24 protein-coding genes are annotated in these 25,937 nt (G+C 63.5%); 11 read left to right on the top strand and 13 right to left on the bottom strand.

Annotated elements, in window-relative coordinates:
- From EOA23_RS05710 to EOA23_RS05700, 3 genes are all read right to left on the bottom strand, one after another.
- The coding region (locus EOA23_RS05710) for an alpha/beta fold hydrolase (RefSeq protein ID WP_127303195.1) at positions 1-364 on the bottom strand (364 nt) is incomplete at its 3' end.
- Positions 365-414: 50 nt separating this feature from the next.
- On the bottom strand, positions 415-1,239 hold the full coding sequence (locus EOA23_RS05705) for an oxidoreductase (protein WP_127303189.1): 825 nt from the start codon (positions 1,237-1,239) through the stop codon (positions 415-417).
- Between the two features lie 185 nt (positions 1,240-1,424).
- Positions 1,425-2,177: an alpha/beta hydrolase gene (locus EOA23_RS05700; RefSeq protein WP_127303188.1), complete on the bottom strand. Its 753-nt coding sequence runs from the start codon at positions 2,175-2,177 to the stop codon at positions 1,425-1,427.
- Between the two features lie 138 nt (positions 2,178-2,315).
- Between EOA23_RS05700 and EOA23_RS05695 the strand changes: the two genes are divergently transcribed.
- Positions 2,316-3,176, top strand: a complete 861-nt coding sequence (locus EOA23_RS05695) for a LysR family transcriptional regulator (RefSeq protein WP_127303187.1) — start codon at positions 2,316-2,318, stop codon at positions 3,174-3,176.
- A gap of 415 nt (positions 3,177-3,591) precedes the next feature.
- Here EOA23_RS05695 and EOA23_RS36055 read toward each other — a convergent pair whose 3' ends face one another.
- From EOA23_RS36055 to EOA23_RS36865, 4 genes are all read right to left on the bottom strand, one after another.
- A complete protein-coding gene (locus EOA23_RS36055; RefSeq protein WP_210212473.1) occupies positions 3,592-4,119 on the bottom strand; it encodes an alpha/beta hydrolase in 528 nt (175 codons plus the stop codon).
- 20 nt (positions 4,120-4,139) lie between these two features.
- Positions 4,140-4,481 carry an alpha/beta hydrolase gene (locus EOA23_RS36050; protein ID WP_210212472.1) on the bottom strand — a complete coding sequence of 114 codons (342 nt, stop codon included), beginning with the start codon at positions 4,479-4,481 and terminating at the stop codon, positions 4,140-4,142.
- A 68-nt stretch (positions 4,482-4,549) separates the two neighbouring features.
- Positions 4,550-6,271 (bottom strand): acetolactate synthase catalytic subunit, encoded by a 1,722-nt coding sequence (locus EOA23_RS05685; protein ID WP_127303186.1) that lies wholly within the window; start codon positions 6,269-6,271, stop codon positions 4,550-4,552.
- A 467-nt stretch (positions 6,272-6,738) separates the two neighbouring features.
- Entirely contained in the window at positions 6,739-6,873 is a 135-nt protein-coding gene (locus EOA23_RS36865; protein WP_281058742.1) for a hypothetical protein, read from the bottom strand.
- A gap of 317 nt (positions 6,874-7,190) precedes the next feature.
- Here EOA23_RS36865 and EOA23_RS05680 point away from each other — a divergent pair, with 317 nt between their 5' ends.
- Together EOA23_RS05680 and EOA23_RS05675 are read left to right on the top strand one after the other, a co-directional pair.
- Complete coding sequence (locus tag EOA23_RS05680) at positions 7,191-8,093, top strand: AraC family transcriptional regulator (protein WP_127303185.1); 903 nt, start codon at positions 7,191-7,193, stop codon at positions 8,091-8,093.
- A gap of 150 nt (positions 8,094-8,243) precedes the next feature.
- A complete protein-coding gene (locus EOA23_RS05675; protein ID WP_127303184.1) occupies positions 8,244-9,149 on the top strand; it encodes an AraC family transcriptional regulator in 906 nt (301 codons plus the stop codon).
- Between the two features lie 15 nt (positions 9,150-9,164).
- On the opposite strand, the gene EOA23_RS05670 is transcribed toward EOA23_RS05675, so the two are convergent.
- Positions 9,165-10,073 (bottom strand): AraC family transcriptional regulator, encoded by a 909-nt coding sequence (locus EOA23_RS05670; RefSeq protein WP_245474004.1) that lies wholly within the window; start codon positions 10,071-10,073, stop codon positions 9,165-9,167.
- Between the two features lie 74 nt (positions 10,074-10,147).
- On the opposite strand from EOA23_RS05670, the gene EOA23_RS05665 reads away from it, so the two are divergent.
- Positions 10,148-11,206 carry an AraC family transcriptional regulator gene (locus tag EOA23_RS05665; protein WP_245474003.1) on the top strand — a complete coding sequence of 353 codons (1,059 nt, stop codon included), beginning with the start codon at positions 10,148-10,150 and terminating at the stop codon, positions 11,204-11,206.
- Positions 11,207-11,415: 209 nt separating this feature from the next.
- Here EOA23_RS05665 and EOA23_RS05660 read toward each other — a convergent pair whose 3' ends face one another.
- Positions 11,416-11,730: a hypothetical protein gene (locus EOA23_RS05660; RefSeq protein WP_127303182.1), complete on the bottom strand. Its 315-nt coding sequence runs from the start codon at positions 11,728-11,730 to the stop codon at positions 11,416-11,418.
- 68 nt (positions 11,731-11,798) lie between these two features.
- Here EOA23_RS05660 and EOA23_RS05655 point away from each other — a divergent pair, with 68 nt between their 5' ends.
- From EOA23_RS05655 to EOA23_RS05645, 3 genes are all read left to right on the top strand, one after another.
- The gene (locus EOA23_RS05655) at positions 11,799-12,776 is read left to right on the top strand and encodes an alpha/beta hydrolase (protein ID WP_127303181.1); all 978 of its coding nucleotides are present in this window, start codon (positions 11,799-11,801) and stop codon (positions 12,774-12,776) included.
- Positions 12,777-12,888: 112 nt separating this feature from the next.
- Entirely contained in the window at positions 12,889-13,605 is a 717-nt protein-coding gene (locus EOA23_RS05650) for a YoaK family protein (RefSeq protein WP_126062451.1), read from the top strand.
- 200 nt (positions 13,606-13,805) lie between these two features.
- Positions 13,806-14,321, top strand: coding sequence for a DNA starvation/stationary phase protection protein (locus EOA23_RS05645; RefSeq protein ID WP_127303180.1), 516 nt, complete (start codon positions 13,806-13,808; stop codon positions 14,319-14,321).
- Between the two features lie 11 nt (positions 14,322-14,332).
- Here EOA23_RS05645 and EOA23_RS05640 read toward each other — a convergent pair whose 3' ends face one another.
- A complete protein-coding gene (locus EOA23_RS05640; protein WP_127303179.1) occupies positions 14,333-15,889 on the bottom strand; it encodes a VOC family protein in 1,557 nt (518 codons plus the stop codon).
- Positions 15,890-16,100: 211 nt separating this feature from the next.
- Between EOA23_RS05640 and EOA23_RS05635 the strand changes: the two genes are divergently transcribed.
- From EOA23_RS05635 to EOA23_RS05615, 4 genes are all read left to right on the top strand, one after another.
- The gene (locus tag EOA23_RS05635) at positions 16,101-16,376 is read left to right on the top strand and encodes a XapX domain-containing protein (RefSeq protein ID WP_126062449.1); all 276 of its coding nucleotides are present in this window, start codon (positions 16,101-16,103) and stop codon (positions 16,374-16,376) included.
- 98 nt (positions 16,377-16,474) lie between these two features.
- Entirely contained in the window at positions 16,475-18,352 is a 1,878-nt protein-coding gene (locus EOA23_RS05630) for an amidohydrolase (RefSeq protein ID WP_189341512.1), read from the top strand.
- A 161-nt stretch (positions 18,353-18,513) separates the two neighbouring features.
- Positions 18,514-18,942 (top strand): DoxX family protein, encoded by a 429-nt coding sequence (locus tag EOA23_RS05625; protein ID WP_127303177.1) that lies wholly within the window; start codon positions 18,514-18,516, stop codon positions 18,940-18,942.
- Positions 18,943-19,168: 226 nt separating this feature from the next.
- Entirely contained in the window at positions 19,169-20,371 is a 1,203-nt protein-coding gene (locus tag EOA23_RS05615; protein ID WP_210212471.1) for an MFS transporter, read from the top strand.
- Positions 20,372-20,772: 401 nt separating this feature from the next.
- Here EOA23_RS05615 and EOA23_RS05605 read toward each other — a convergent pair whose 3' ends face one another.
- Genes EOA23_RS05605 through EOA23_RS05595 form a run of 3 tightly spaced genes read right to left on the bottom strand, consistent with a single transcriptional unit; the run spans position 20,773 to position 25,935 of the window.
- Positions 20,773-22,278 carry an aldehyde dehydrogenase family protein gene (locus tag EOA23_RS05605; protein ID WP_127303176.1) on the bottom strand — a complete coding sequence of 502 codons (1,506 nt, stop codon included), beginning with the start codon at positions 22,276-22,278 and terminating at the stop codon, positions 20,773-20,775.
- Between the two features lie 16 nt (positions 22,279-22,294).
- On the bottom strand, positions 22,295-22,798 hold the full coding sequence (locus EOA23_RS05600) for a (2Fe-2S)-binding protein (protein ID WP_189341511.1): 504 nt from the start codon (positions 22,796-22,798) through the stop codon (positions 22,295-22,297).
- Positions 22,795-25,935 (bottom strand): molybdopterin cofactor-binding domain-containing protein, encoded by a 3,141-nt coding sequence (locus EOA23_RS05595; RefSeq protein ID WP_127303175.1) that lies wholly within the window; start codon positions 25,933-25,935, stop codon positions 22,795-22,797. The genes EOA23_RS05600 and EOA23_RS05595 overlap by 4 nt, the downstream gene beginning before the upstream one ends.
- Positions 25,936-25,937: the final 2 nt, after the last annotated feature.

Here is a 25,937-nt window from a genome sequence, read left to right as displayed (position 1 = left end):
GGTGGGTAACAGCCTCCCGATAGATGGCGGCCTGCGGCAACGCCACCATTCCGCCAATGTCATGGCCGCACATGGCGTAGCGTTCATGCCCAAGGGCAACCATGACCTCGTGCGCGTCGCGCGCCATCGTGGCCTTGTCATAGCCGTCAAGCGGGCAGTCGGAAAAGCCCGCGCCGCGCAGATCCATGGCCACCACGCTGAAATGCTCGGCGAGCAGCGGCATCACATGGTGCCATTCCCACCATGTTTCCGGCCAGCCGTGAAGCAGAAGGATCGGCGGGCCCGAGCCTCCCGTGACGGCGTTGATCTTGATGCCATTCACCGGCACCAGCTGCTGGGTAAACCCTTTCAGAGTTGCGATCATGATCGCTTTCCAATCGATGTTGAGGTTCAAAGAGAGCTCGCGGCCGGCGCTTAAGGCTGGTCGAAATCGGTGGCGATCGTGAAGTCGCGCCAGGCGTCGATATCGCTGTGGAAGGCAGCCAGCTTTCGCTCGGCGATCGAATGCGCGACTGGGCCGAGTGGCAGATGAAGCGGGGCATCATCGGCATCGACTGCCTGCAGGATGACCGCGATCGCCTTGTCGGGATCGCCGGCCTGATTGCCGTTGTTGGTTTCGCGATAGTGCTTGCGCGAGCTCGCGGCGTATTGCGGCATCTCGTTGGCCGCCATCGTGATCGAACGGCCAAGGAAATCGGTGCGAAACGGCCCAGGCTCGACGATCAGCACGCGGATGCCGAACGGCTTCAGCTCGCCGGCGAGCGCTTCGGATATCCCTTCCACGGCGAATTTGGCGGCGTGGTAATAGCCTCCGCCGCCACGGCCCTCGATGCCCGCGCCGGACGACATATTGACGATCGTTCCGCCCGAACGTCGCAGGACGGGCAGGGCTGCTCTGGTGGTTTCGATCAGACCGAAGACGTTTACCTCGAACATCGGCCGATATTCCTCGGGCGTGCCTTCCTCGATCGCGCCGAACAGCGCGTAGCCGGCATTGTTCACGAGCACGTCAAACCCGCCAAAGGTCTCGGCCGCCTTTGCGACCGCTGCCTTGGCTGCCGCCGCATCGGTCACGTCGAGTGGCAAGGTGATCATGCGGCCGCCGAAAGGGTCGGCCATTGCCTCGATCGTCTTGACATTGCGGGCCGTCGCGATGACCCGGTCGCCGCGCTGTGCTGCGGCGAGCGCGAGCCGCTGGCCGAAGCCGCTTGAGCAGCCTGTGATGAGCCAAGTTTTCATTACATCTTCTCCGAGTTGTTTTCAGACGACGCCACGCTGTCGCCGCCGCGAGCCGTCATGTCGGCCATGATCGACCACACGTGCCGATGCGTTGGCCGGTCGCGATGCCGAAGCCACAGGGGTGGCGTCGGCGCATGGGTCACGGAACTTCCGCAGCCCTGAGCCTGGACATCAGGGCGCCGGCTTCATTTGCTCGCCGCTTCGGCGATGACATCGGCGACTTCGCGCGGATGCGAGATATAAACCGCATGGCTGGCACCGGGCACCTCGGTGACCTTCGCACTTGCCCGCTTGTACATAGACCGCTCCGCCTCGGCGCTGATAGCCATGTCTAGCTCGGCCACGATGCCGTAGCTCGGCTTGGTCTTCCAGGCCGCGTGCTGTGTCTTGGTTCCGAGGATCTTCGCCGAAACCGGCACCTGCGAGTTAGTCATGAAATCCGTCTCGGCCTTGGACAGGTCAGCGGCGAATCCCGCCCGGAACTTCGCGGGATCGAACAGCAGGAAGCCGTCCGAAGTCGGCTTGAACGCGTCCGCGGTCGGACTCGGCCACTTCTCAAACACATCTCCTACGCCCTCGCCAACATCCGGGACGATGGCCGCGACATAGACAAGTGCCGAAACCTTCGGGTCGACGCCGGCTTCGGTGATGATCTGACCACCATAGCTGTGGCCGACGAGGACGACCGGCCCATCTTGCTGCTCGATAGCGCGGTGAACCGCCTGAACGTCATCCGCCAGCGAAGTGTTCGGTTCCTGAACGACCGTGACTTTCAAGTGCTTGGCGACCAGGCGTTCATAAACGCCCCTCCAGCCGCTGCCATCGACCAACGCACCATGAACCAAAATCACATTTTGGACCGGCTGCGCGAAAGCGGAGGGCGCGCCGAACACCACTGCAAGAGCCGCAGCACCGAGATAGAGAGACTTGAGAGACATTTGCCGATCCTTCCGAATGACATGGGGTGATACACGAGAGACGGTCCGGTCGACCGATGGGGGGAATCTAGGTGCTTAGATTTGTTCTTTAACTGACATAAATGTATTCTCGGCGTTCAGTTTTGTGTGGGTGGTTGCATGGAATGGAGTGACGTCAGAATCTTTCTTGCTATTGCGCGATCCGGCACGCTCGGCGGCGCGGCGCGTTCTCTTCAGACAAGCCATCCGACCGTCGGCAGGCGCCTCCGCGCACTTGAGCAGGCGATCGGCCACACGCTCTTCCAGCGCACAGCGGACGGTCTGGTTCTGACGGAAGAGGGCCACGGAATCGTCGCGCTGGCCGAGCAGATGGAAGAAGGCGCGCTGGCCATGGAACGCCGGCTTGCGGGGCAGGAGCAGAATCTCAAAGGCAGTCTGCGAATTTCGTCAGCGGACTGGTTCGGCGCCTATGTCCTGCCTCCTATCCTGGCGGATTTTTCCAAAGCCTATCCCAATGTCGACGTCGAGATCCTGACCGGCACGCGCCGGGTCAGCCTTGCCCAACGGGAGGCTGACGTCGCTTTTCGTATCGTTCCGTTCGACGCTGCCGATGTCGTTCAGCGGCGGCTCTTCAGGCTCGAATACGGCGTCTACATTGCCGAGGAGGCGCCTGATCCCAAATATGGCGATGGGACCGGTTTCCGGCTGATCACCCATGACACATCCACGGGCCATTTCCCTGACATCGCGTGGCTCATCGAGAGTTTCCCCAACGCGAGACCGGTCCTGCGGTCGAACAACCGCAACGTCCAGGGGCGTATGTGCAGGCAAGGCGTCGGCATCGCTGTCCTGCCCCGCGTAGTCGGCAATCAGATCCCGGGTATCCGCAGACTGGAACTCCCAACGTCGCCGCCAGCGCGAGACATTTGGATGGGATACCACCGGGACCTACGGCGTCTTCAGCGTCTTCGCGCGTTCATCTCGACCGTATCGGACCATCTCGTGAACGCGACCGCATGATGTGCGGCGCGGAAATGACTCAAGGTTCCCGGAGAAACACCAAGATCGCTGTAGTCGTCTCGGTCTGTCGCTCCTCGGAGCGGTCGAACGGGCAATCGATCCCGGCGTGCGATTGAGGTAGTCGGAGAGCCGGTGGAGTAGGATACCGTCCCTTCCCGCACGGAGCTTCTCCGGCAGGCCACGGACCTGATTGAATGCGAACCGCCATGGGTGAATTCCATGTTTGGGTTGGTGAGGTCGTAGTCGCCCGGTTGCGGCAGCGCCGGAATCTGCCTGAATGCATCGAATGGATGGGCGATGAGCAAGAACCTCGTATGCGAAGGCTTCTATCCTTGCGCCATAGATATTGCGGGTTTGCGATAGACCTCGATACATACGATGGGTGCCGGTCAATCGACGGCACAGGGCCGTCGGATTATCTCGAGACTTCTAGGATTGCATCAGCGAACGCTTGCGGCGCCTCGCGTGGCACAAAGTGACCAATGCCAGGAAGAAGTCGCCGTTCATAGCCGCCGCTGAAGTAGCGTTCCTTGTGCTCCGAGGTGAATGGCAGGTTATCCCGATCATCTGCGCCCTGCAGCATGATCGTCGGCACGCTGATCACGGGCGGCTCCGCCAGATGGCGCTCTATCTCCTCGTGCTCTGGGGCTCCTTTGGCATCGTGCCACCGCTGCCGATACGCGTGAATGCTGACTTCGGGCCAGTCGGCATTGTCGAGGGAAGCGGTTGTCTCTTCGAATTCAGCGTCTCGGTTTGGCCATGGCGGTGACCAGCTTTCCCACAGATACTGGCAGAGCCGCTTGCGATCCTCGCGGTACGCCTTCTCGCCATGCGCCGTGTTGACGTACCACTCGTACCAGTAAGCGCGCGCCAACTCGTAGGGCATCTGGCTCGCCGGAATCGCGGTGGCATAGCCCGCCGCTGCAGCGACAGCGCCGACCATCCGTTGCGAAAACAGCGCCGCTACACATAGGCCGCACGCGCACCCCAATCATAACCTCCGACCACGACGCGGTTGAGGTCGAGGACGTCGAGTAAGTGCGCGAGATTGAGCGTGAGGGCGGCGATCGCCCCGCTGCGCATCGTGGTGTCGCGCAAGAACCGCGTTGGGCCGGAGCCGCGCAAGTAAGGCCGATAAATTCGGAAATTCGCGCCGCCCAGTCTCTCGATCACCTTGTCCCAGCAGCGCGCGTCGTCCGGCCAGCCATGGACAAGAACGAGCGGCCGGCCGTCGGTCGGTCCCGTGACCTCATAGGCGATTTCCAGTACGCTCGTGCGGCAGGTGCGGAGGGCCTGTTGGGGCATGGTTTACGCTCCTTCGGGGTGCTTGACGGGCCTGAGCCATCTCATCGTAAGCGACACGTCCATCTCGTCTAAGGCACCGGCTCTTGGATAACCCGCCCATTCTCAAGATGGTCGAGCGTCCCGTCATAAATCGATATCGGCGGATGGCCGCCGGGATCGGTCAGCACGTCGATCAGCGCCACCGTGGAGGACTTTGCCGCTCGATCGAAAGCGGTGTCGAGGTCGCGTGCGCGCTCCACAGTCTCGCCATGGCCGCCGCAGGCGCGCGCGATTGCCGCATGGTCGACCTGGCCAAGGTGTCCGGAGCTGGTGTAGCGGCCGAACTTCGCCGTCTCGGCATCCTTCTGATAGCCAAGCACGCGATTGTTGAGCACGACCACCGTTACCTTGATGCCGGCCCGCACCGCGGTTTCCAGCTCCGCCCAGGCATGCGCAAAACCGCCATCACCAACCACAACGATCACCTCTGCATCGGGGCGCGCCAGCTTGGCACCGAGCGCGAGCGGGAAGCCCCATCCGAGGCCGGCCAGACCCCGTGGCGAGATGATGCGTGTTGTGGCATGGCCGGTGCGAAGCTGGCCTGCAATCCAGTTCGACGAATAGCTGGCATCCGCTGCGACGACGGTTTCCGGAGACAAGCGCTTTTGGATCGCCGCGAGAACGCGCTCGGCGCGGATTGGCTCGGCGTCGGATATCAGAGGCGCGCGTTCCCGCTCGAACATCGCCCAGGCATCGGCGATACGGCGTTCGATCGCGCGCCGATCCCGGTTGTGGCTGCCCAGCGCGCCTGTGAGCGCATCGAGCGTGGCGCGAGCGTCGCCGAGGAGGCGCGTCGCTTCGTAGTTGCGGCCAATCTCTTGCGGGTCGATGTCGATATGGATCACGCCTGTCGTGTCTGGGATCAGCGACCATCGGTCGGTTCCGTCCTCGTTGCTCCGGTTGCCGACGAGCAGAACCAGATCGGCATCCTGGACGATGCGCTTGGTGTGGTGGCCGAGCCCGCCAGGACCGGTGAGATTTCCTATCGCACCCATGGCGAGCGGATGCGTCTCGGAAATGGCGCCTTTGCCCATATTGGTTGTCGCGACCGGCGCAGCGGCCTTTTCGGCGAAGCGCAGCAACGCCTCGCATGCGCCCGAGCCATGCACCCCGCCGCCCGCGATGACGACCGGCAGGCGTGCGCGGTCGACGAGCCGCGCCGCTGTGCGGATCGCTGTATCATCGGGGCGTGGCCGGTCGACCGGCCATGTGCCGAGCTGCATTTCACGGTGCCCCGGCTTTCTGGCTTCAGTCTTGTGCAAATCAACTGGCAGCATCAACACGGCCGGGCCCGGCTTGCCACTGGCAGCAGCGATGAACGCTCGATCGAGATGATCTTCGACGCCGTCGGCGCTTTCGAGAAGATGGAACCACTTGGTTACCGGGGCGAATAGCGCCTTGTGGTCATATTCCTGGAAGGCATTCCTGCCGATGTGAGAGCGATCCACCTCCTGCATGATTGCGACGATCGGGCTGCCAGCTTTTGTCGCCTCGGCGAGCGGCGCGACCGCCAATGCTGCAGCGGGGCCGTTCTGGCAGATGAACACCGGCACACGTCCGGAAATGCGTGCAAAGCCATCAGCGATGGCCCCACCCATGTTTTCCTGGCGATAGGTGATATTGCGGATTCCACGATCCTCGCAGGCAAGAACCAGCGCGGTCGGCACACTCTGGCTCAGGATGAACCCCACGCCATGCCGAACCAACCCGTCGGCGACGACATCGACGATCGTGCGATGCGCGTTAGACATGCCGTCAACTCCTTCCGGTGAGCGTGCCGATGTCGTCGGCCCTGAGAAAGCCTCTGACAACCCCGACGGTCTTTGCGTTGTCCGCCGTCGGTTGGAATTCGGCCGACCGTCGGGATTGCCTCAAGGTGAAACGGCGGGTGCCTCACTGCCTTTCATCGGTGTCCGACATGACACAATCGAACAGGCGCGGGTCCGTGCCGAACCAACACCTGTGAAACAAATCATGCGCCAATGTGTTCCGACGGCATGACGAGTTTTTGAAAACGTCGAGACTTCAGGATTGCATTATGTCGGACAATAATTTCCGCCTGCGCTGGGATTCCGCCGCACCAGCCTCATTGCGTGCGCGGATTCCGGGTTGGCGAGGCCATCCGCAGAGATAGCGGTTTTCGGTGGTGAACGCCGCCCCTCATCTTTCAGCGGCAATCAGGGACGGGAAGAGAGTTACTCCCCGCCCCTGGCATGAATTATTTGTTGGCGCCGCCCAGCGCCCTGAGCTTCTCGCAGAACACGGCGTAAGGCTTGCTCATCGCCGCGTCCTGGCATTCCCTCGTCATATTGTCTTGGTAGTTCTTGGGCATGCCAGCCCAAACCTTCTTCATTTCATCGACTCGATCAGCAAAAACCTCGCTGACTTTCTTCGATCCCCTGTCATCAGGATTCGGCCGCTGTCAGGCCGCCGGTCGATGCTTACATGACCGGCGCATGGCGATTCGACAAAGCGGGAGCATCTCGTACAAGATTGACCTGTCGTGCCGCGTAAAATGGGGTGTTTGCATGCTGGCTGAGCCGATAGGTCAGCTTACTTGTGGATCTTGGACCGGCCGGGCGTTGGCTTCCGTGGGAGGCAGCGCCACCGTGCCGATGAGACAGCGTCCATGGAGCCAGGAAGCGCGCAATCGCAGGTGAGGAGAAAGATGTGCATCAGGATGCGTCGATGGATGCTCAAGTTGGCCGCCATTTCGGAGTTTCGACCGCTCCGTTCATGTCCATACGGCCGCTTCGCAACGAGTGCTTCTCAGTGACGCATCTCTGCTGTCCGGTGGGCGCCGACAATCCTCTGGCGATCCATCTCCCGGCCCAGCCCGCGTATTTCATGTTGCTTTACATGCGCGATGCCGAGCATTGCGATATCATGGCCGGCGGCATGGAGACTGTGGTGCGACGCTACAGGAAAGCTTCCGTGTGCCTCGTCGACTTGCATGAGGGCGCTTCAATCCGGCTCCATAGCGGCCTCGACGCACTCGCCTTTCACCTGCCGTACGGGCTCTTCAGTGAGGTCGCCAGCATTCCCCATGCCCCGGAAGTCGCACCCCTGCGCTGCCTCCGGGGTTCAGGGGAGCGAATCATTTGGAACATCGGCTGCGCCTTGCTGCCGCTGTTCGAACGGCAGGGCAACTCGGTCGACGACATGCTGCGTCCGATCGCCATCGCCGTCTGCATCCACCTCATGCAGCATTACGAGAGAAAGGTGCTGGACAGTGACGAGGCGCCGCTCACGGTTTGGCAGGAGAAGGATGCCAAGGAGTTCATGACCGACCATTTGAGGAAGTGCGTAACGATTGCGGAGGTCGCAGCGAAGGTCGGGATGCTGGCTTCCGACTTCGTCGAAGCTTTCAGCGCCACGGTCGGCATCGCGCCCGAGCAATGGCTGGCCCTGCTCCGAGTGGATCAGGCCAAGGACTATCTCCGCGACCGACGGCTTACGACGGCCGAGATCGCCGCGCGATGCGGCTTTGCCGACGAATTGCAATTCAACGATACGTTTCTCAAACAGACGGGGATGACGCCGGGCGATTGGCGAAGGGGCTTGTATCACTGATCCGGAAGGGGGCTTGCGCCCTGGCCCGGCTTGTTGGAAGGACATTGCGATGAGGTCATTTCTCGGTCGGTCTTCACGGCATCTGTTCGTGACGCCAAAAGCTGCGGACGATAGAATTGCACCGCCCGGGGCTTTCGAGGACTTGGTCTGATGTCATCGGCTTCCCCAGAGAAGCTTGCTGACGGACAGCCTTTGGCAGCACCGACGGTGCCGTCGCTGACAGTCGGCGACGTCGAGATCGCACGCACCTTCGATGATGCCGGCAATCTCGACAGGATGGAGCCCGTTTCCAGCGGCGAGGCATTCAACGTAACTGTGCAACTGAGAGACCTTGAGCGGCAAAAGGTCTGGCGCGACGGCAAACTTCTTTTTGATGGCGGACGCCGGAGCGGCGACCTCATGATCAACGACCTGCGCTACCAGTGGCAGTGTCAGTATCTTTCGCCCTTCGACAAAGTTCGCTTCCGGGTTCCCTTCTCTTCACTGCATTCTTTCGCGGAAGACGCCGGGCGGCCCGAGTACCGGACCTTGTCCTGTCCACCTGGGACCAACGACGACGTCATGCTGGGGCTCGCACGTGCGCTGATTCCTTCGCTTGAACACCCGCAGGAGGCGCATCCGCTCTTCCTCGAGCAAATCAATCTGGCGATGCTGGCGCATCTGATCCAGAGCTACGGCGGCGTTTATTTTCCATCCCGCAACAAAGGTGTCCTGGCGCCCTGGCAGGAGAAAAGGTCCACCGAATTTCTGGTCGGCCATGTTAACGCCTCCTTTTCTATCGCCGAGCTCGCGGCAGCTTGCGAGCTCTCACGCAGCTATTTCATCAAGGCCTTCAAGCAGAGCTTCGGCCGGACGCCGCATCGCTGGCTGACCGAGTATAGAATCGCCCGAGCCAAGGATTTGCTGTGCCTCGATATGCCTATTGCCGAAATCGCGATCGTCTGCGGCTTCGCGGACCAGAGCCACTTGACGCGTGTCTTCTCTGACCACGTTGGCGTTTCGCCGGGACGCTTCCGTCGAACCTTCGCCGACCTGGATCCGGGCGAAAAGAAATAGACCGTCGGATGCCGGTCAACCGCCGATCTGCCTCCGCCAACCGGCTGGCGTCGTGCCGATAAGCCGGCGGAACACACGCGTCATGTGACTCTGGTCCGCGAAGCCACAAGCGATCGAGATCTCTGCGAGAGAAGCGCCAGACTTTCGCATTCGATCCTTGACCTTCTCGATGTTACGCTTCTGCAGCCAGCGATGAGGCGTCATGCCCGTGGTGCGCTTGAAGGATCGTGTGAAATAACTGACCGAGAGGCCGCACGCACCGGCAAGCTCCACCAGTGTAACATTGCCGTTTGAGTGGGCGTCGACGACCTCCATGGCACGACGTAGCTGCCACGGGGCGAGCACGCCGCTGTGGTGAAGCCTCGAAGCGTCGGCCTCACCGTATTCGATCGCCATATGCGATGTGAGAGCAAGTCCCATGTGGTCGAGGAACAGGCGGCTCGTTTGTGCCGGCTGCTCGAAGGCCGGGATCAAAGCATGCGCGAGGCCGCGGACGACCGGATCGTCTGTGTCGGCGCCGGGCGCCACGTTGAGGGTTTCGATCTGCCCCGAACCTAAATCCTCCTGCAAGGCATCGAGCGCCGGGCGTGGGATATAGAGGTTGATACAATCGAAGGCGGTCTGCAGGTCTGCCTCCGTCTCACGCTTGTGGTCATAGAGTGTGAAGTTGCCCGCACGGCCGATTGGAAAATCAATCCATCTTCCGTCGATCCACAACTGGCCGCGGTAATCGCGGAGTTGAACCGAGATCATGAAGGCATCTTCAATGACCGCCTGCCGCACATAACCGTGACCGGGGCTGCCTCTCGTCAAGCGAGTCGCCGTCACGGTTCCTTTGTCGAGAACAGACGACTCGATGGTCTTCGCGCTCTTCACGCGGAGATAGTCCATGTTGCGGTTGGACGGCGGAGGGTCCTTCGACACGCTCGCTCCTTGGCGCTGGAGCATAGGGCACGGCAACAGTATCCCAGCAACGAGACTTTTCGACAATACAGGCGTTGCGCGTTCCGACAGGGTTCGAATCTGCCGAGATCGATTTCGATGCATTCGTGAAGCGGCAAACATTCATGCGATCGACGGTGCAAGAGGCCAGGCCGCGTTCGAGCGTTGGCCGAAAGATGGAGCTGTGGCTCGAAATGCCAGAAACGCACAACCACTCTCCAAACGAGCGGCATGCGCGCGGTGCGCTGGACGGTCTCGGTTGCCCATTGTCAAAGCTGCATAGTGATCGCCAGATCCTCGGCGACTTCATGACCTTCTACCGGAAGACATCGGACTCGGCTGAGATCGGTCGGGTGGAGACGCCGGCGACGAACAGGGGTTTCCTGATCGGGCTTTCGGGAACGGGCGGTCACAGGCGCACGGTTTTCAAGGGAAACAGCGCGACCGATCACGATTTCGGTGAGAACAGCGTCTATATTCGCGACTTCTCCGAGCACTACAAGGCCGACCTGCGCGGGTCTTTCGACTTCGTGCTGCTGGAAGTGACAAACGCCGCGCTCGCGCGCATCGCGGACCGGGAAGGCGAATCGAGCCGGGTCGACCTCTCGCGTGGGGTGCATGACGCGGATCCCGTTCTTGCAGGCCTGCTCGGCGCGCTCTTCTCGACGAGCCCGCAACCGAGCAAACCAAGTGCCTTGTTCATCGATCAGATGTCAGTCGCCATCGGGACCCATATCCTGCAGAGATACGGCGTCGGCGAGCCTGCGCCGACCGGTCGACGATATGCGCTGTCCTCGCGGCGCGTTGCCACGGTCGTCGAAATGATCGACAGCCGACTGAACGGCAATATCTCGATCGACAATCTGGCTTCAGCGTGCGGTCTCTCGTCGGCGGTCTTCACAAGCGCCTTCCGCGAAACCACCGGCAAGACCCCGCATCAGTGGTTGATGAAAAGACGGGTCGAAAAATCCCGCGGACTGCTTCTCAACTCGAACCTGTCGCTTGTGGAGATCGCCCGGAGCTGCGGTTTCACCGATCAGAGCCATTTCACCCGCATCTTCGCCCGCGAAACGGGCACGCCTCCGGGCGCGTGGCGGCGAAACCAGCGGTACTAAAGCATGTCTCCCGAAAGTGGGAACCGGTTTCGGGATAAAGACCTGCGTAACACCGAAGACCCTGAAGCGCATGGAGCGAATCCGAAGGATCGCGACGCGCCTTAAGCAGACACGCCAACATCCGGCGGTCGCTCATCAAGCTCCTCAATGCCGCGACAGCATCAAAGAGATGATGACTTCATCCGGTGCCGCCTTCGCAGTCAGCGCAATCATTTCGAATTCGCGATGCCGGCGCTCGTCATTTCGCGAATATTTCGCAGGGCCGCGGCGATCTTGCCGGCCGCCTCAGCGGTACCCGCCACCTTAATCGCGCTCCGCTTCTGGACGATGCCAGCCGGAATGGGCGGGCAGTCGGCGATGAACGGTGCCTTTTTCGCGCATCTTTCGGTCTGCGCAGCAAGCTTCGCCCTGGTCGCAATCAACGACCTGCCACGCGTCACACGGCCCTCGGCCCAGCGCGGCCGATATTCCAGTTGCCTTTGTTCAAAACGCGATCGGGTTGGACAAGCCAGTCCGGAACTCATCTGAGAGGATCGTCGGGACCGGCGAGAATACCGCTTCGACCCAGCCGCTCGGCAAATAGGAATTTGAGATGACAAACCTCGATGCACTCCATCTCTCGCGCCGCCAAGCCCTTGTGGCGGGCGCGACCGTTTCGCTCGCGCTGGCCGTGCCGGCCTTCGCGATGAAAAAATCGTCCTCCAACCAGAGCAAAGGAACTCATGCCATGACCCATAGCTTCGTCACGACCAAGGACGGCGTCGATATCTTCTACAAGGACTGGGGTCCCAAAGACGCCCAGCCGATCATGTTCCACCATGGCTGGCCGCTGTCGTCGGACGACTGGGATGCCCAGATGCTGTTCTTCGTCAACCATGGTTTTCGCGTGATCGCTCATGACCGTCGCGGCCATGGGCGTTCCTCCCAGGTCTCCGGTGGCCACGATATGGACCACTATGCCGCCGACGCCTCGGCCGTGGTCGAGTCTCTCGACTTGAGGAATGCGGTTCACATCGGCCATTCCACCGGCGGTGGTGAAGTGGCTCGCTATGTCGCCAAGTTCGGCGAGCCGCAAGGTCGCGTCGCCAAGGCTGTCCTCGTCAGCGCCGTTCCGCCGCTCATGCTGAAGACGGAATCCAATCCGGGCGGGCTTGCTCTCGAGGTCCTCGACGGAGTCCGCGCCGGCGTCGCCTCCAACCGGGCCCAGTTCTTCCTGGATTTCCCCACCGGCCCGTTTTATGGCTTCAACCGGCCGAACGCGAAGGTCTACCCAGGCGTTATCCAGAACTGGTGGCTTCAGGGCATGATGGGCAGTGCCAAGGCCCATTACGACGGCATCAAGGCGTTCTCGGAGACGGATCAGACCGAGGACCTCAAGCGGATCACGGTCCCGACGCTCGTCATGCACGGCGACGACGACCAGGTGGTGCCGATCGACGATTCGGCCAAGCTCTCCGTGAAGCTTCTGAAGAACGGCACGCTCAAGATCTACGAAGGGTATCCGCACGGTATGCTGACCGTCCACGCGGATGTCATCAACCCCGACCTGCTGGCCTTCATCAAGGGCTGACCTGAGGGCAGTTCGCGCACAGAGGCGTGGCGGAATTCGTTTCGCCACGCCGCGTCCTGCCGGCAATGGAGATCCGGCGGTAGGCCGGCGCCGATCTTCGAGGAGATGAACATTGCCGAGGTTGCCCCTTCCCATCCTGCTGAGCTTCAACGGTGGATATGTCGACACTGTTGGCTTCGTTGCGCTTGCCGGGCTGTTCACGGCCCATGTCACCGGCAACTTCGTGACCCTTGGAGCATCGATCGCGCTCGGGACCGGTGGCGCGCTCTCCAAGCTGGTGGCGCTGCCGGTCTTCTGCATGGTCATCATGCTGGTGCGGCTCCTAAGCCAGTGGCTCGAGCGCAGCCGGAAGTCTGTCATGACCGTTCTGCTGTGGTTGAAGCTCGTTCTCTTCGCTATCGCCGCCACCTTTGCCGAGGTCCACGGCCCCTTCGACGACGGCAGCAGCCTCGCGGCGTTCGCCGCTGGCATGATCCTGGTGGCGGCGATGGCGATCCAGAACGCCTTTCACCGTGTTCATTTATCCAAGATGCCGCCCACGACGCTCATGACCGGCACGACGACGCAGATCATGCTTGACCTGGCAGATCTGATCGGCGGCCTGGCGCAGGGCGACCTCAAGCCGGTCAAGGAAAGGCTAAAGCGGATGAGCGCCAGCGTCTTGGCCTTCGCGCTTGGTTGTGCTGCTGCGGCCGTTGCGTTCCTGCTGTCGCGCACCTGGTGCTTTGCCGTTCCAGTCGCGTTGGGCGCCTTAAGTCTCTTCGCATCCGTCCGTCCACCTGAAAAGGCAAGCATCGAGGCGCCTTTGGACAGCGCCCACACCGAATGACGAGACGAATTTGACAAGACGGAACGAGCCGTGGACGGGCAGCGCCCCCGAGCCAGTGAGGAGCGCCCGGTCCGTCCGGAGGTCAGCTTGACGACGACGCTTCGCGCGAGGGCTTTGATAGGATCTTCGCCAACACAACGACCATTGAACCCAGTCGGTTCGAGCGGCGCCAACTCAATGCAACCGAGGAGTATTCAACCATGGAAGACAGCCCCAAATTGCGCATGAGCGCGGCATTGCACACCCGATCAGGTCTTTCCAACGAGGCGGTACACGAGATCTCGACCGCGGCCACGGTCCTGCTGGCCGACATATTCGCGCTTTACATCAAGACCAAGAACTTCCACTGGCATATGTCAGGACCGCATTTCCGCGATTACCACCTGCTTCTCGACGACCAAGCCGATCAGATTCTGGCCGTGACCGATCCGCTGGCCGAGCGGGTGCGCAAGCTCGGTGGCACCACCATCCGCTCGACCGGTGATATCGCGCGCCGCCAGCGGTTCCTGGACAACGATGCCGACTTCGTCCAGCCGCACGAGGCGCTGGCGGAGCTGCGCGAGGACAATGGCACATTGGTCGCCCGCATGCGCGCCATGCACGATCTTTGCGACGAGCACGGCGACGTTGCGAGCGCGAGCCTGCTCGAGAACTGGATCGACGAAGCCGAGCAGCGGGTCTGGTTCCTGTTCGAGACCCTTCGTACTACAAACTGATAGTGTCGATGTCAGCCATGATCCTCGCCATAGTTCCTGCTGTGCCATTCGCGCGCGACTACCGCGTCCTCCGGCACAAGCTCATGCGCTGCTTCGATGGTGTGCACTCGCAGCGTCGCGCCGTACGCTCCGAACCAATTCGCCAGCCGAGAGCCGTCGCCCAACGGATCGCGCGAGCCGGGGACCATCAGAACGTCAACGTCAGTTAGGTCGGCCGCGGGCAAAGTCTCCAGAACCGGTATTGCCCGCAACAGGATCGCTCGAGAGATGACTCCCGGTTGGAGACCAATCACCGCGGCCGCGAAGTTCGCGCCGTTGGAAAAACCCAGGAAGGTCATGCGTGCGGGCTTGAGCCCGTAACCTGTGATGGCGCCTCCCACGAAAGCGGCGAACGCCTCGGCCTCAGCCTTGATGTCCGCCTGGTCGAAGGTTGTGGCCGTCACCCGGCGGAACCAGCGCGCGCTGCCCTCTTCGTGGCTGCGTCCACGCACGCCGAGCAGTGTGGCGCGCGGCGCCACCCGATGCGCCAACGGCATCAGAACCGCTTCCGTCCCGCCGCTTCCATGCAGCACGACGATTGTGCTGCCGTCCGGATCTTCGGGTGTGAAGAAGCGATGCACAAATGGCAGGTCGCGCCGCGGCAAACGCGGCTCTCCAGGCATGGCGAACTGCGGCAACATGATCTGAAGATCGTCGGCGCAGTCTTTGTCGGTCGGCGGCAGCATCAGGGTCGTCCCCAGGTGCTCCGGTGCTTCGTCGACAGCGAAACCCGGCCCGTCCGTTGCCACTTCCAGCAATGTGCCTCCCGGTTCGCGCACGTAAAGCGACGTGAAATAGCGCCGATCGTGGACATTGGTGGGCGATGAATTGAGCTTCGACAGTTGCGTCCGCAACGCGCTAATGGCCGCCGCGTCCGGAGCACGGAATGCGACGTGGTCGGCTGTACCGGTGCCGGGAACGCCAGGCACATAACCAGAGCCATCGCGGATGTCGACGGCATCGGTGGCAGACAGAAGGCGCGTGATATTGCCCCGGCTGGGACCACGCTGATAACCGAACCTCTCGATGAAAGCAGCGGTCTCTTCCGGGACCTCCGACAGGATCGTCAACGCCCGCAACCGTCGCGGGGCGATTTCCAGGTTGCCCCATGGATGCGACGCTGGAATATCGGAGACGACCAGCTTGACGATGAAGCCGTCCGGATCCTTCAGTCGCAACACGGCTTCGCCGAACTCGTGCGTCGGCCCATCCACCGCAACGCCGTATCGCAGCGCGCGCGTCATCCACTCGCCGAGGCTGGCTGGGGGAATCGCGAAGGCTATTTCAAGAACCTGGCCATTGCCAACGCGCCCTGGCGCGCCGTCTTCCCAGACAAGGAAGGTGACGAGCGAGCCAGGAGAGCCAAGCCTGTCACCGTAAAAAAGATGCAGCTGTTCGGCATCCTCATAGCCGCCGGTGCGCTTGACCAGCCGCAATCCAAGGAAGCCAACATAGAAATCGACATTCGCCTGCACATTGCGGGTGATCAAGGTGACATGATGAATGCCACTTGACTGAAGAGCGATCATGTCGACGTCCTCGGATTGTTGATACCGGCGTTGCCGGCGGAAAGCGCGCCCCAGCGGTGGCGGTTGAAAGCGGTTCCGAAATGCCACCGAAATCAGACAAAGCACAGTTCAATTCTACAAGACGCAAGCGCCCACTTTTCGCACCCTTCGGCGACAAAGAGGCCCTCCAACGCGATGGACCGGCCTCTCCATTACGGCACCGGGTGCGCAGATGAAAGTCTACTTACTATCCCTTGGCGCGGGCCTGCTCGTCGGCGTCATCTACGGCCTTATCAACGTTCGTTCACCGGCGCCGCCGGTCGTGGCGCTCGTGGGGCTTCTGGGCATCTTGATTGGTGAGCAGTTGCCGCCGCTGGTGCGGGGTCTGTGGGCCAAGGAGTCGGCCCTGCAGTCCTGGGAGAATCAGGTCAGGCCTCATGTCTTCGGTCACCTGCCGCGCGGCGCCCAGCCGGGGCAGGACGAGATGAAGAAAAGCGAGCGCGCGTAGTGCCGACGCGTCGCGCCGTCCTTGGCGGGCTCGTCCTTCCCGGCCTTGCGCTGTCCGCCTTGGCCCAAGGCCAATCCCAACAACCCGGAGACAAGCCTTTGACAGCAGACGTCATCTTCCACAGCGGCCAGATAACCACGCTCGACCGAAGCAGGCCGTCGGCAAGTGCCGTCGCAATCAAGGATGGCGTGTTCCTCGCGGTTGGTGGCGAGGCGGACGTGATGGTCCATGCCGGTCACAATACTGAAATAGTCGACCTCAAGGGACGCCGGGTGCTTCCGGGACTGATCGACAACCATCTGCATATCATCCGCGGCGGATTGAACTTCAACATGGAACTGCGTTGGGACGGCGTGCGTTCGCTGGCGGATGCCATGGGCATGCTCAAGCGCCAGGTTGCGGTGACGCCGCCGCCGCAATGGGTGCGTGTCGTCGGCGGCTTCACCGAACATCAGTTCGCCGAGAAGCGCCTGCCTACGATCGAGGAACTCAATTCGGTAGCACCCGACACCCCGGTGTTCATTCTGCACCTCTACGACCGAGCCTTGTTGAACGGGGCGGCACTGCGTGCTGTCGGTTACGGCAAGGATACCCCCAACCCGCCCGGCGGTGAGATCACCCGCGACGCCAACGGTAATCCGACCGGCCTGCTGCTTGCCAAGCCCAATGCCGGCATCCTCTATGCGACGCTCGCCAAAGGGCCCAAGCTGCCCTTCGATTACCAGGTCAATTCGACCCGCCACTTCATGCGCGAACTCAACCGACTCGGCGTGACGGGGGCGATTGACGCCGGCGGCGGCTTCCAGAACTATCCGGACGACTACGCCGTTATCCAGAAGCTCGCCGATGACGGTCAATTGACCATCCGCCTCGCCTACAACCTGTTCACGCAGAAGCCGAAGCAGGAGAGGGAGGACTTTCTCAACTGGAGCAGAACCTCCAAATACAAGCAGGGCAACGACTATTTCCGCCACAACGGCGCCGGCGAGATGCTCGTCTTTTCGGCCGCCGATTTCGAGGATTTCCGTGAACCGCGCCCCGACATGCCGCCTGAGATGGAAGGCGACCTCGAGGGCGTCGTGCGCATCTTGGCCGAGAATCGCTGGCCCTGGCGCCTGCACGCGACTTATGACGAGACGATCTCGCGCGCGCTCGACGTTTTCGAGAAGGTCGACCGGGACATTCCCCTCAAGGGGCTGAATTGGTTCTTCGACCACGCCGAGACCATCTCGGAGCGCTCGATCGATCGCATAGCGGCGCTTGGCGGCGGCGTCGCCGTGCAGCATCGCATGGCCTATCAGGGCGAGTATTTCGTCGAGCGCTATGGCGCTCGCGCAGCCGAGGCGACCCCGCCGGTGGCACGGATGCTGGGTAAGGGTGTGAAGACTTCGGCCGGCACCGACGCCACCCGAGTCGCCTCCTACAATCCCTGGGTCTCGCTCTCCTGGCTGGTCACTGGCCGCACCGTCGGCGGCCTCCGCATGACCCCGCAGCGCAATTGCCTCGATCGCGAGACCGCGCTCAGGATGATGACGGAGAAGGTGACCTGGTTTTCCAACGAGGAGGGGAAGAAGGGCCAGATCGCCGTCGGCCAATTCGCCGACCTGATCGTGCCCGACCGCGACTTCTTCTCGTGTCCGGAGGACGAGATTTCGCACATCACCGCCGATCTGACGGTTGTCGGTGGCAAGATTGTCTATGGCACTGGGGACTTCGCAAGCCTTGACGAAAGCGCGCCCCCTTCGGCCATGCCCGACTGGTCGCCGGTCAGGACCTTCAAGGGCTATGCGGCCTGGGGCGAACCGGAGGGTGCCGGCAAGCACTCCTTGCGGCGGGCAGCCATGACCAACTGCGGCTGCGTCAACTCCTGCGGCGTCCATGGCCATGACCATGCGCGGGCCTGGTCGAGCAGGCTGCCGGTCTCCGATCTCAAGAACTTCTGGGGCGCCCTAGGCTGCGCCTGCTGGGCGGTGTGATGCGCGACATCAGCCTTCCTGCGGACCGCCTTCTGCTCGTCGTGCTCTTCGCCGTCAGCGGTCATCGCCTGAAAATGCCAAACGCGGGGGTCAAGAAGATGCGTGGTTGCGAGAGCCAGCGCGGGCCAATCGGCCTTTTACGAAATGGGAGACCATGAACGATGTCGATATCGGATTCCGCGACCGTGCCTGCAAGCCAGGCTCCAGCACTACGTTGGTTCGCTTTGCTTCTGCTCTGCGCAGCCTACATTCAGGGACCGGTGACCAAGATACTCGATTTCAAAGGCGCCATCGGCGAGATGAGCCATTTCGGCCTGTCGCCCGCGCCCGTCTTCGCTGTCTTGGTGATCATCCTCGAACTCGTGACGACCGCGATGATCCTGACCGGCCGCTGGCGGTGGCTCGCCGCACTCTTCCTTGCCGGCTTCACCCTGGTTGCTACGTTCATCGCCCTGCGTTTCTGGGAGTTGCCGCCGGGACAGGAACGGATGATGGCGACGAACGCCTTCTTCGAGCATCTCGGCCTGATCGGCGGCTTCCTCCTGGTCGCGCTAGATGACCTTGTGCGGGTGAAGGGAGCGGCTAGCTGAGCGATGTGCCCTCGAGTTCCGCACCCCTGCAGAAGGTCTTCGCGGCGCGCTGGGCGGCGACGATTGTCGGCAACGTCGGCAGCTTCATGCGCGAGGGTCGCCTGCGCGTGGTTCGTCACGGATCTCTCAGGCGCTCCGGTTGCGGTCGCTATGGTGCAAGCGACCGCAAACTCTTTGCGAACTTCACCCAGGGCTGAACGCAGATCTGCTTAGGAGAGACTGACAAATGCGACAGGAGGTTATCGGTGCCGCAGTTCCGACGATGCTGCGAGGATCGGCGATCTATGCCATGGCGACCGCCGCGGGCATCGCAGTGGCGAACATCTATTACAATCAGCCGATGCTCGGCCTTATCGAAGAAGCGCTGCCCGGCCGACTGACTGAACTGGTGCCGACCGCAACCCAGCTTGGCTACGCCTGCGGACTTTTTCTGCTCGTCCCGCTCGGCGACATCGTTGAACGGCGGCGATTGATCGTTCTGCAGTTCGGCTTTCTCGCCATAGCGCTCGTGCTGGCCGCAATGGCCCCGAACGCATTGCTCGTCGTCCTCGCGTCTCTCGTGGTGGGGCTCTCGGCCACGGTCGCCCAGCAGATCGTTCCATTGGCCGCGCATCTATCGCCACCGGAGCGCAGAGGGGCTGCCGTCGGTACGGTCCTGGCGGGCATTCTGACGGGCATTCTATTGAGCCGGACGCTCGCCGGTTTTGTAGCGACCCAGGCGGGTTGGCGAGAGATGTTCTGGCTGGGTGCGCCGATGGCGCTCGCCGCAGGTGGGCTGATGTGGCTGATCCTGCCGGCGACACCGCCTGAATCCGACCTCAGCTATGGGAAGCTGCTGCGTTCGATCTTCGGTCTTTGGCGGGAATTTCCAGCCTTGCGGCTCGCGGCCATCACCCAGGCGCTTATCTTCGCGGCGTTCATTGTGTTCTGGACGGTGCTCGCCTTTCGACTTCAAGCGCCTCCTTTCCACCTTGGAGCGGATGTCGCCGGGCTTTTCGGCGTCCTAGGGGCCGTCGGCATCTTCGCCGCGCCGCTGGCCGGTCGCTTCGCCGATGCCCGCGGCCCCGCGCCAATTGTCGCGACGGGCGCCGTCGTGACATTGCTGTCCTGGTTCATCTTCGGTGCCTGGACCTCGCTCACGGGCTTGATTGTCGGTGTACTGCTGCTCGACTTCGCTATGCAGTCGGCCCTGGTCTCGAATCAGCACATCGTCTTCGAACTGCGTCCAGAAGCTCGAGCCAGGCTCAACACCGTCCTCGTCGGCGCGATGTTCCTTGGCGGTGCGCTCGGCTCCGCAGGCGGCACGACGGCCTGGCAACTCGGCGGCTGGACCGGTGTCGTCGGGCTCGGCCTGACATTCGCGCTCCTCGCAACGGCGATGCAGCTTGTGAATATCAACCGCCGCCCGCGTCACGCACGGGGTTCCTGATCGTCGCCGGCGCAAGCGCGGCGCGAAGTGAGCAGCAGATCATGCGTCTCGAAGCCGTTCTCGGCATCGATAGCGTGCTCGCCGGCGGGCCGCGCTCGCGCCGACATTCGATGGCCAGGAGGCCTGGCTGTCTCTTTCGTGCACGAGCCCATGAAACCGCAACAATGATCCGGCCTTGACGGGCTACCGGCGCAGCGAGGTCATCGGTCTGCGTTGAGGCGGAGTCGACATCGAGGGCAGTTGCCTGCGCCTAGCTGACAGCAAGGAGGGAGCATCAGTGCGTCCCATCGGCTGCCAGCCCTCGAATACCTCGAAGGTCACTGCGACGAGGAACAGAGTGCCGAGGACCACGTCTTTCCCGGCCGGGAGTCTGAACCGGTGCTCAGCACAAAAGCACCGCGTCAGACCAGGGCGCACACCGTCTTCGCCTCGAGATAGTTCTCCAGGCCGGGCGCGCCGTTCTCGTAGCCCCAACCAGACTGCTTGTGACCACCCTTGGGCAGCTCCGGCGAGAAGTAGGAGTGGCAGTTGATCCATACGGTGCCGGAACGGATGCGCGCCGACAGACGATGCGCGGTGGAGAGATCGCGCGTCCATAGGCTTGCCGCGAGGCCATAGGGCGAGTCATTGGCAAAGGCGACCGCCTCATCCAGCTCGTCGAACGGCGTCACGGCGACGACGGGTCCGAAAATCTCCTCGCGCATCATGCGCATCTGCGGCCTGACGCTTGTGACCACGGTAGGCTCGAAGAAGGTGCCCGTCCGCTTTCCGCCGACAACGATGTCGGCGCCGGCTTGCTCGCCTTCCGCGACAAAAGCCGCGACGCGTTCGGCCTGGACCGCGTTGACCAGCGGCCCGAGATCGGTATCGGGATCGAGCCCGTGACCGAGCCTCAGCTTCGCCGCCTCCCTTGCCAGCCCCTCGATCAGCTTTTCGCAGATCGAGCGATGGGCATAGACGCGTGAGCCGGCGACGCAGACCTGGCCGGCATTGGCGAAGATGCCGCGCGCGATGCCGGGGATCGCGAGCTCCATATCGGCATCGGGCATGACGATGGCCGGCGACTTGCCGCCGAGCTCGAGCGTGAGCTTCTTCAGATTGCCGCTTGCGGCAGTGACGATCAGCTTGCCGACCTCGGTTGAGCCGGTGAAGGCGACCTTGTCGACACCCGGATGCGCGGCAAGCGCGGCGCCGACCGTCTCGCCCGGGCCGGTGACGATATTGACGACGCCGGCCGGCAGGCCGGCCTCGATCAGGAGCTCGCCGAGCCTCAGCGCCGTGAGCGAGGTCTCCTCCGCCGGCTTCAACACCACGGTGCAGCCGGTGGCGAGCGCGGGCGCGAGCTTCATCGCCGCCATCAACAGCGGCGAGTTCCACGGCGTGATGGCCGCCACCACCCCGATCGGCTCGCGCGTCGTATAGGCGAAGATCTTCTTGCCCACCGGCTGGTGTGAGATGGAGGTGGGAATGGTCGTGCCAAGGATCTTGGTGGCGAAGCCGGCGAAGTAGCGGAACTGCTCGGCGGCTGCCGGTATTTCGCCGAAGCGCGCGGTCTTCAGCGATTTGCCCTGGTCGAGGGTCTCGAGCTCGGCAAGCTCGTCCGCTTGGCGGTCGATCGCCTCGCCGATCCGCCACAAGAGCTTGCCGCGCGCGGAGGGCGTCATGCCGCGCCAGGCATCGCTCTCGAACGCGCAGCGAGCCGCCGCTACGGCCCGGTCGGCATCCTCCGCGGTGCCCTGCGCAAGCTTGGCGAGCAGGCGTCCGCTGGCGGGATCGGTGGCCGGCATGGTCGCGCCATCGGAAGCGTCGTACCATCGGCCGCCGATCAGGTGCTGCAGGCGTGGTCGCGCGAGAAAGGCCTTCACGCCCTCGTGCCTGGGATCGCTGTTTCGGATGGCGATGGTCATGGCCTGGATTCCGTTCTCAGCCGTGTGTCGGTTGCGGAGTGCTACGGTTCGCCATTGTCCTGACGGCGGCGAGCGCTCCACGGATGATGGAGTGATAGCCGGTGCACCGGCAGATGTTGCCTTCGAGCGCCGCGCGGATGGCGGGCTCGTCGGCGTCGAGGTGCTCACGCAGCAGCGCCGTGAGCGCGATCGTGAAGCTCGGCGCGCAGTAGCCGCACTGGAAGGCGTTCTCCTCGGCAAGCGCGCCGCGGATGATGGCCGCCTCGGGCAGGGCGTCGAGACCTTCAGGCGTGAGGATATCCGCGCCGTCGATCTGCCATGCCATCAGCAGGCAGGAATTCACCGGCCGCCCGTCCATCAGCACGGCGCAGGCGCCGCAGCGCCCGATGCCGCACGCCTTCTTGTTCGCCGTCAGGCCCAGCCGCTCTCGCAGCATGTCGATGAGGCGCATGTCCGGCGGAACCTGCATCGCCGTGTCCGCGCCGTTGAGGCGAAAGGCGACCGCAATCGTCTCGATCATGCCGCCGCTCCCAGCGCGTCGAGCAGCCTTTCGGCATCGAAGGGCGCGGCGTGCGGCCAGACGCCGGTCGCGTCGGCAACCGCATTGGCGATCGCCGGCGTGACCGCGCCGATGCCGAGCTCGCCGGCGCCGCGCGGCCCGAACGGGTCGCCGGGGTCGAGGTCCTCGAGCGCGTAGGTTGCGACGGATTCGGGCGCGTCGGCGATGCTGGGCATCATGTAGGTGTCCAGGTTGGCGGTGACGTAGCGGCCGTCCTGCATGGCGGCGTGCTCCGTCAGCGTGAAGCCGACGCCCTGCAGCCCGCCGCCTTCGATCTGGCCGAGATAGGCGGCGAGATCGAGGATCGGCCCGGCGGCTGTATGCTGGCTGAGATCGAGCACGCGCACCTGCCCGGTGATGCGGCTGACGGCCACCCGCGCCAGGGCCACGCCGAAGGCGAAGATCATACGGGCATTGCCCTCGAAATAGTCAGACTTGGGAAACTCGAAACTCGTTGCCGCGAAAGGCAGTTTCTCGGGATCGAGCCCTTCCGCCAGCGCGGCGAAGCTCAGCAGCAGCTCGCCGCTGTTCGAATGGCGCTCGACGATGCCGCCAGGTGCGATCGCCAGGGTCGCGGGCTCCCGGCCGAGGCGTTCGGCCGCGCGAGCGAGGATGCGCTCGGCCAGCGCCGGAGCCGTCTCCGCCGCGACCTTCCACACCACGAAGGTGCCGCGCGACGCCGTGGTCGAGCCGGATTCCGGGGTCCGGCCCGTATCGCCTGTCACCGGCCTGACGTCGTCGCGGCCGCAACCCAGCGCGGCGGCGACGGCGGACCTGATCGAGGTCAGCAGGCCTTGGCCCATCTCGTCCAAGCCGTAGAGCGCCTCGATCGCGCCGTCGGCGGCGAGCCGCAACGCGCCGCCTGCCGGGTCGGGCGGCAGCGTGCCCAGCCCGTTGCCTTGGTAGTTCATCGCCATGCCGATGCCGACGATCTCGGAACCCTCATCGGACGGGCCGCGAGGCTTTTGCCAGATCGGGTCGGCCGCAGCGGCCTGGAGCATTTCCTCGAGGCGCTCGGACGGCGCGACGACCTGGCCGAGATAGCCGCGCGTGCCAGGCTTGCGCATATTCCTGCGGCGGATTTCCAAGACATCGAGTCGGCATTCCGCTGCCAGCCGGTCCATCTGGCATTCGACGGCGTAGGCCATTTGGTTGGCGCCGAAGCCGCGGAAGGCGCCGCACACGCCGTTGTTGGTATAGGCGAGCCTGCCTGACGTGCGAACATTCCGAACCATATAGGGCCCGCAGGCGTGTTCGAGCGCAGTTTCCAGGACCGCGGGCCCAAGCGAGGCGTAGGCGCCGGCGTCGGAGATCACTTGCACTTCCTGCGCCAGCAGCAAGCCGTCCGCATCGCAGGCCGTGCGCATGCGGATCGTCATCGCGTTGCGCTTGGCGCCGGCAAGGACGGATTCGGCGCGGTCGAGCTGCAGGCGCACCGGCCGACCGGTCTTGAGGGCGAGCAGGGCGAGCGCCGGCTGCACGGTCAGCTCGTCCTTGCCGCCGAACGCGCCTCCCGTCGGACTGGTCACGACCCGGATCTTCTCCTCCGGCAGGCCAAGGATGCGCGAAAGCTGCAGCCGGTCGCGCAGGCCGTACTGGCCGCCGGCACAGACATTCAGCGTTCCATCCGTATCTACGAAGGCATGGCCGCCTTCGGTCTCCATGAAACCGTGCATCTGGCGCGGCGTTTCGTAGACGGCCTCGACGACGTGGGCGGCGCGGGCAAAGCCCTCGGCGATGTCACCGCGTTCGAAGCCGAGGGAGGTTTGCAAATTGCCCGCCGCGTGCACGGGCTCGGCGTCAGCTGAAAGCGCCTGCTCCGGATCGGAGACGACGGGTAGCGGCGCATAGCGCACCTGGATGAGGCCGAGCGCGCGCTCGGCGGTCTCGGCATCGACCGCCGCCACCGCTGCGACGGCATCCCCGACATAGCGGACCTTGTCGAAGCAGAGAGCCGCCTGGTCCTGCAAGACAATGCCGAAGGCGTTGCTTCCGGCGATGTCACGATGCGTGACGACTGCCGCGACGCCGGGCAAGGCCTCAGCCGCGCTTGTGTCAATCGAGAGAATCCTCGCGTGGGGAATGGCGGCGCGCAAGATCCGACCCACCAGCATGTCCGGCTGGCGATGGTCGGTCAGGTATTTCAGCCTGCCTTCGATCTTGGCCGGTCCGTCAGGGCGCATGTGCCAGCGCTCGCCGGCATTCGATCGCGTCAGCCGGATTTCGCCGGCCGGCGGCGTGGTGGGGCGGGCAGCCGGAGCGGAGGGCCTGGAGGGTTGCGCGTCAGTTTTGCCGCCACCCAGCCCATGCACGAGGGCGTTGGCAGCAACCTTGCGGCGATAGCGGGCGGAACGGAAAGCATCGTCCGGCGCGACGATCTCGCCCTCGATCGCCGCCCGCAATGCGTTCCAGTCGACGCCGGGAAACGGCTGGCCGACGAGCAGGGCCTCGGCTCCGCCGAGCCGGGCCGGCGTCACGACGCCTCCGCCGACGGCCAGGCGTGCGGCTGCGACACGGCCGTCGACGATCTCGATCATGCCGGCGGCGCCGATCACGCTCGGCGTGAAGGCGGCGCGAAGACCGATTTTGCGATGCGTCCAGCGGACATGTGCATCGGGAACCGGGACCGTGATCGCTTCGATGATCTCGCCGCCGGGCTCCCCGCGCAGCCATTCGGCAAGCGGCAAGGTCCGGCGTCCCATCACGGAGGAGCTTTCGACACGGGCGTCGAGCGCGAGCAGGGCAGGGAGCAGGCAGCCGGCTCGGCCGGCAACGTTGCCGCCGACCGTCGCCAGATTGCGGACCGCCGGGCCTGCGGTCGCGCGGAGTGCCGCGGCGAGCAATGGCAGCTCTTCGCGCACGGTCGCGTCACGCTCCACAGCGCCCAGCGTTGTGAGTGCGCCGATTCGGAACCCGTTGCCGGCAAGGACAATCCCCTTCAATCCGCCGATCTGGCCGATGTCGACAAGGCTGCGCGGCTTCGGCAGGCCTTTCGCCCAGTCCAATTGGAGCGCGGTTCCGCCGGCGACCAGTCTCGCATCGCCGCCGGCCACGATGGCCAGCGCATCGGCGATCGATGTCGGGCGAAGCACCTGCACGG

The organism is Mesorhizobium sp. M2A.F.Ca.ET.042.01.1.1, assembly GCF_003997405.1.
In the GTDB taxonomy this organism is placed as follows: Bacteria; Pseudomonadota; Alphaproteobacteria; order Rhizobiales; family Rhizobiaceae; genus Mesorhizobium.
This window is presented reverse-complemented; position numbering and strand designations above follow the sequence as displayed.